This window comes from Parvibaculum sp., assembly GCF_049672805.1.
GTDB lineage: Bacteria > Pseudomonadota > Alphaproteobacteria > Parvibaculales > Parvibaculaceae > Parvibaculum.
Genome location: NZ_JBATWS010000469.1, coordinates 1 through 5319 on the forward strand (window position 1 = coordinate 1; position 5319 = coordinate 5319).

Below are 5319 nucleotides of genomic sequence, written 5' to 3' on the forward strand. Positions count from 1 at the left end.
TCGGCACGGAGAACATGGCGCCGCACAATGTCGTGCTCACCATGATTGGCGCCTCGCTTCTCTGGGTCGGCTGGTTCGGTTTCAACGCCGGTTCGCAGCTTGCCGCTGACAATGGCGCAGGCATGGCGCTCGCCGTCACGCAGATCGCAACCGCAATGGCGGCTGTGAGCTGGATGGTGGTCGAATGGATCATCCACAAGAAGCCCACTCTGCTCGGCCTTGCCACGGGTGCCGTTGCCGGTCTCGTTGCGATCACTCCGGCAGCCGGCTTTGTCGATCCGACGGGCGCGTTCTTCATCGGTCTTGCGTCCGGCGTCATCTGCTTCTTCGCCTCCACGACGATGAAGCGGGCGCTCAGCTATGACGACGCACTGGACGTCTTCGGCGTTCACGCGATCGGCGGCATTGTCGGTGCCGTGCTCACCGGTGTCTTCGCCACGGCGGCGATCACGGGTGCAGATGTGCCGGTCGGTGCGATCGACGGCAACTGGGCGCAGGTCGGCGTGCAGATCAAGGGCATCATCGCCACGATCATCTACTGCGCCATCGGCACCTTCGTGCTGCTCATGATCACCCGCCTCTTCTTCGGCCTGCGTGTCTCGCCGCAGGAAGAAGTGGAAGGCCTCGACATCAGCTTGCATGGTGAAGCGATCCACTGATCCGCAAGGCAGATCAACAACAGCGAGGGCGCTCTTCGGAGCGCCCTTTTTCTTTGGATATAATCTGTCTACGGATGAATGGCCTTGTGCAGTTGCACAGAATTTGTGCATCAGCCGCTTTTCATCGGGCAATGCGCCTCTCAGAGCGCAGAGACAAATCACACCGGACCCAAAAATACCGCGGATTCACAAGGATTTTTGCGTCCGGGCAATTCGGCACGGTTCTTGAGTAGCAGAGATATGCCCTGCGTCCTCGCGCGCTGCTTCACGCGGCAGACTCGCAGAGCAAGGACAACCCGGAGCCGGCGGCCACCGCCCCCGGCGGCAGAGAAAAGAGGGAAATCAAATGAAGCTCGTCATGGCGATCATCAAGCCATTCAAGCTGGACGATGTGCGCGAAGCACTCACCGCCATCGGCATTCAGGGTCTGACGGTGAGCGAAGTCAAAGGGTATGGCCGACAGAAAGGCCAGACCGAAATCTATCGCGGTGCCGAGTATGCCGTGAACTTTCTGCCCAAGCTGAAAATCGAAATCGTCACATCCTCCGATCAGGTTGATGCCGTCGTCAACGCAATCAGCGATGCCGCGAAAACCGGACAGATCGGCGACGGCAAGATTTTCGTGGTGTCGGTTGAGCAGGTCCTGCGCATCCGCACCGGCGAAACGGATGCGGACGCCATTTGATCCCTGTGCGGACCGAATGACTGCCGATTGGGGAAGGCAACCCTCAAACGAAAGAGGAAAGATGAGTAACATTGGAAGATATGCAAGCCGGGCGACAGCGGGGGCTCTCGCCCTTCTCGCCATGACGGCACCTGCGTTCGCGCAGGAAACAGGCGGGGCGGAAGAAGCCTTCAGCCTCAGCGCACCGGAAATCGCCTACATCTTCAACACTTTGCTGTTCCTGATTGGCGGTTTCCTCGTCATGTGGATGGCAGCGGGCTTTGCCATGCTCGAAGCAGGGCTAGTCCGTTCGAAGAACGTCGCCATGCAATGCACGAAGAACATCGCGATCTTCTCCATTGCAGGCATCGCCTATTATCTCGTCGGCTACAACCTGATGTATTCCGGCGTGGATGGCGGTTTCCTCGGATCGCTCGCCATCTGGGGCGTGGATGATTCAGGCGGCGTTGCCGCCGATGGCACCGGCTATGCAGCGGCGTCAGACTGGTTCTTCCAGGTCGTCTTCGTGGCAACAGCCGCCTCCATCGTGTCGGGCACGGTCGCTGAGCGTGTGAAGCTCTGGCCCTTCATGGTTTTCACGCTTCTTCTCACCGCCTTCATCTACCCGATCCAGGGCTCCTGGCAGTGGGGCGGCGGCTGGCTGAGCGAAATGGGCTTCTCCGACTTCGCCGGCTCCACCATCGTTCACTCCACGGGCGGCTGGGCCGCGCTGATGGGTGCGATCATTCTCGGGCCGCGCCTCGGCAAGTACATCAAGGGCGGCGGCGTGAACCCGCTTCCTGGCTCTTCCATCCCGCTTGCCACGCTTGGCACTTTCATCCTCTGGATGGGCTGGTTCGGCTTCAACGGCGCCTCGCAGCTCGCCATCGGCACGGTCGCTGATGCACAGGCTGTTGCCACCGTCTTCATCAACACGAATATCGCTGCCTGTGGCGGCGTGGTCGCGGCCATCGTGCTGATGCAGCTCCTCTACAAGAAGGTCGATGTCACCATGGCGCTCAATGGCGCTCTCGGCGGCCTCGTCTCCATCACCGCCGAACCGCTCGCCCCGACGCTCGGCTGGGCGCTCGGCATCGGCGCTCTCGGTGGCATCATCGTCGTGCTGACGGTGCCGCTCCTCGACAAGCTCCGCATCGACGACGTGGTCGGCGCCGTGCCGGTCCACCTTTTCTGCGGCATCTGGGGCACCATGGCCGTGCCGCTCACCAATGCCGACACAAGCTATGCGGTGCAGGCAACGGGTGTGATCTCCATCGGCCTCTTCGTGGCAATTACCTCGGCTGTTCTGTGGCTCGCACTCCGCCTCACCATCGGCATCCGCTGCACGCCGGAAGAGGAAATGCTGGGCCTCGACAAGGCCGAGATCGGCATCGAAGCCTATCCCGAGTTCACGAGAACCTGACGCATCTCTCTGGGCGGGGGCTGCCTCCGGCCCCCGCTCTCTCCCACGGCCACCGCCCTCTGCCACCCGTTATGGGGCGCGTGACCCGACTGAGCCCGTGGTTCCCCCCACGGGCTCTTTTTCGTTTGAGAGGCCCAACGCGCCAATTCTTAACGGCCCCTTAAGCATTTGCTTCCAATTGTGTGGATAAGACGCGGGAATTCCACAGCTTTTTCCACCGTCTGTGGTGCCGTGCGGGGCTGGACCGCTTCCGCCCCCATGGTTAAGATCGCGCCGTTTCGTAGTTTCCCCGGTTTTCCGCGTATTTTCCGCGCGAATCCGGCGCGTCACAGGATTTTCGCGGCCTCTCATGGCAAGTCTTCAGACAGCGAGCGCCTCTTCTTCCCGGTTCGATGGCCTCCCGGACAGCCCTTTTCCGCGCCTCAATGCGCTGATCGAGGGGCTGGAGCCGGGCAAGTCACCGCTCATCATGTCGCTGGGTGAGCCGCAACACGCCTTTCCGGGCTTTGTGACCGAAGAAATCACCCGGAATGCCGCGCTTTTCGGCAAATATCCGCCGATCATCGGTACGGCGGAGTTTCGCGCGGCCGTCGCAGGCTGGCTCGGCCGGCGCTATGGCATTGCCGCCCATATCGGCAAGGACCGCGCCCTTGATCCCGAAATGCAGATCCTGCCCGTGAACGGCACGCGCGAGGCGCTGTTCAACATCGCCCAGATTGCGACGCCGCCCGCAAAGGCAGGCAAGCGTCCCGCGATCCTGATGCCGAACCCCTTCTACCAGTGCTACGCCGCTGCGGCGCTCGCCGCAGGCGCGGAGCCCGTCTATATCGCCGCGACACGCGAAAACGGCTTCCTGCCTGATTTTGAGGCATTGCCGGAGGAACTCCTCGCCCGCACCGCGATGATCTATTTCTGCAGCCCCGCCAACCCGCAGGGCTCCGTTGCGAGCAAGGACTACCTCACAAACCTCATCACGCTTGCGCGTCGCCACGACATCACACTCGCCATTGATGAGTGCTATGCCGACATCTATGACCGCGAGCCGCCCACCGGCGCACTGGCCGCAGCCCTTTCCCTGCATGAAGAAAACAGGCGCAAGGCGGGCGATCCTTTTGCCAATATCATCGTCTTCCACTCGCTCTCGAAGCGCTCCAGCCTGCCGGGTCTGCGCTCGGGCTTCTGCGCGGGCGAGGCAAAGCTGATGATGCGCTTCCGCTCCTTCCGCAACATTGCGGGGCCGCAGGTGCCCCTGCCGCTGATGGCCGCCTCTGCCGCCTGCTGGGCCGATGACGCCCATGCCAGTGCGAACCGCGATCTCTATCGCGCAAAGCTCGACGCCGCAGAACGCCGTCTCGGCAATCGCTTCGGCTTTTACCGCCCCGCCGGCGGCTTCTTTCTCTGGCTCGATGTGGGCAACGGAGAGGAGGCCGCGCGCGACCTCTGGGCAAAAGGCGGCGTGAAAGTGTTGCCGGGAGCCTATCTCTCGCGCGAAGATTCGCCCTATGGCCCCGGCGGCAATCCGGGCACAGCCTATATCCGCGTTGCCCTTGTGGGCAGCCAGGCGGAAACGGAAGAAGCCCTCTCGCGCATTGCGGAGGTGTTGTGATCGGCTCATCCGCGAAAACACGCCGCGGCGGGGCAAAGGGTAAGACGGCACGGAGCGCAGGCACCAAAAAGCCGCCCGCACCGCGTCGCACTCAAGCGGCCAAAAGCGGCCGCGCGGCGAAGGGGAGAAATCCGCGCGTGAGGAAGTGGGTCGTCAATCCGCTTACCTGGTTGCCCCCGGCAGCCCATGATTTCGTTGCGCGCCGGCTTGTCGAAAGCGCGGGCTTCGTGCTGATCGGCATTGCCCTGTTCGGCCTTCTCGCCGTGGTGAGCTGGTCGGCGGATGATCCGAGCCTCAACAACGCAACCACCCGCGCGCCCGGCAACTGGATGGGCCTCACCGGCGCCTACACCGCCGACATTCTTCTCCAGACACTCGGCCTTGCCTGCCTCATCCTGCTGCTGCCGCCTTTCGTCTGGGGTGTGCGCGCCTTCGCCCATCGCGGCATGAACCACATCGTCTTTCGCGTGGCCGCATGGCTTGCCGCAACACTTGCCGCCGCCGCCTTCTTCGGCGTCCTGCCGCGTTTCGGCTTCTGGCCGCTCGCCCTTGGGCTTGGCGGATTGCTGGGCGATGCACTTGCAGCGCTCGGCCTCAGCCTTTTCGCACCGCTGACAGGGGAAGGCGCGGCCTACACGCTTACCGCCCTCGTCATCGGCCCGCTTGCGCTGGCGCTCACCCTTTTTGCGACCAACACCACGCTTGCCGATATTCGCACCGCCTATGACTGGCTGCGCGCAAGGCTCGCCCGCGAACCGCGGGAAAAAGAGAAAGAAACCGAGCGCCGCTATCAGCAGGGCGCCCGCGCCCGGCCCCGCGCCATCCGGGATGACGCAAGCGCTGACCGCCCCTATCGGCCCGATGTGGAGCCGAGCCGTCTGCGCATCCTCGCATGGGCCGTGGGCGACACACTGGGCGACTGGACAGACCGCCTGCTTCGGCGGGGCGAATATGCGCCTTTGAGTGC

At 63.1% G+C, this 5319-nt stretch carries 5 protein-coding genes; all 5 read left to right on the forward strand.

All coding sequences use genetic code 11. The features are described 5' to 3' along the window. Window positions 1–659: ammonium transporter (locus WBF74_RS14475; protein ID WP_424441163.1), on the forward strand; the 659-nt coding region annotated here is incomplete at its 5' end. A 346-nt stretch (window positions 660–1005) separates the two neighbouring features. Further along, window positions 1006–1344, forward strand: a complete 339-nt coding sequence (locus WBF74_RS14480) for a P-II family nitrogen regulator (RefSeq protein WP_424441165.1) — start codon at window positions 1006–1008, stop codon at window positions 1342–1344. 61 nt (window positions 1345–1405) lie between these two features. Continuing rightward, window positions 1406–2746 (forward strand): ammonium transporter, encoded by a 1341-nt coding sequence (locus WBF74_RS14485; protein ID WP_424441167.1) that lies wholly within the window; start codon window positions 1406–1408, stop codon window positions 2744–2746. Between the two features lie 349 nt (window positions 2747–3095). Continuing rightward, window positions 3096–4352, forward strand: a complete 1257-nt coding sequence (locus WBF74_RS14490) for an aminotransferase class I/II-fold pyridoxal phosphate-dependent enzyme (protein WP_424441169.1) — start codon at window positions 3096–3098, stop codon at window positions 4350–4352. Between the two features lie 137 nt (window positions 4353–4489). Further along, window positions 4490–5319 (forward strand): DNA translocase FtsK 4TM domain-containing protein (locus tag WBF74_RS14495; protein ID WP_424441171.1); only part of this gene is annotated, 830 nt, incomplete at its 3' end.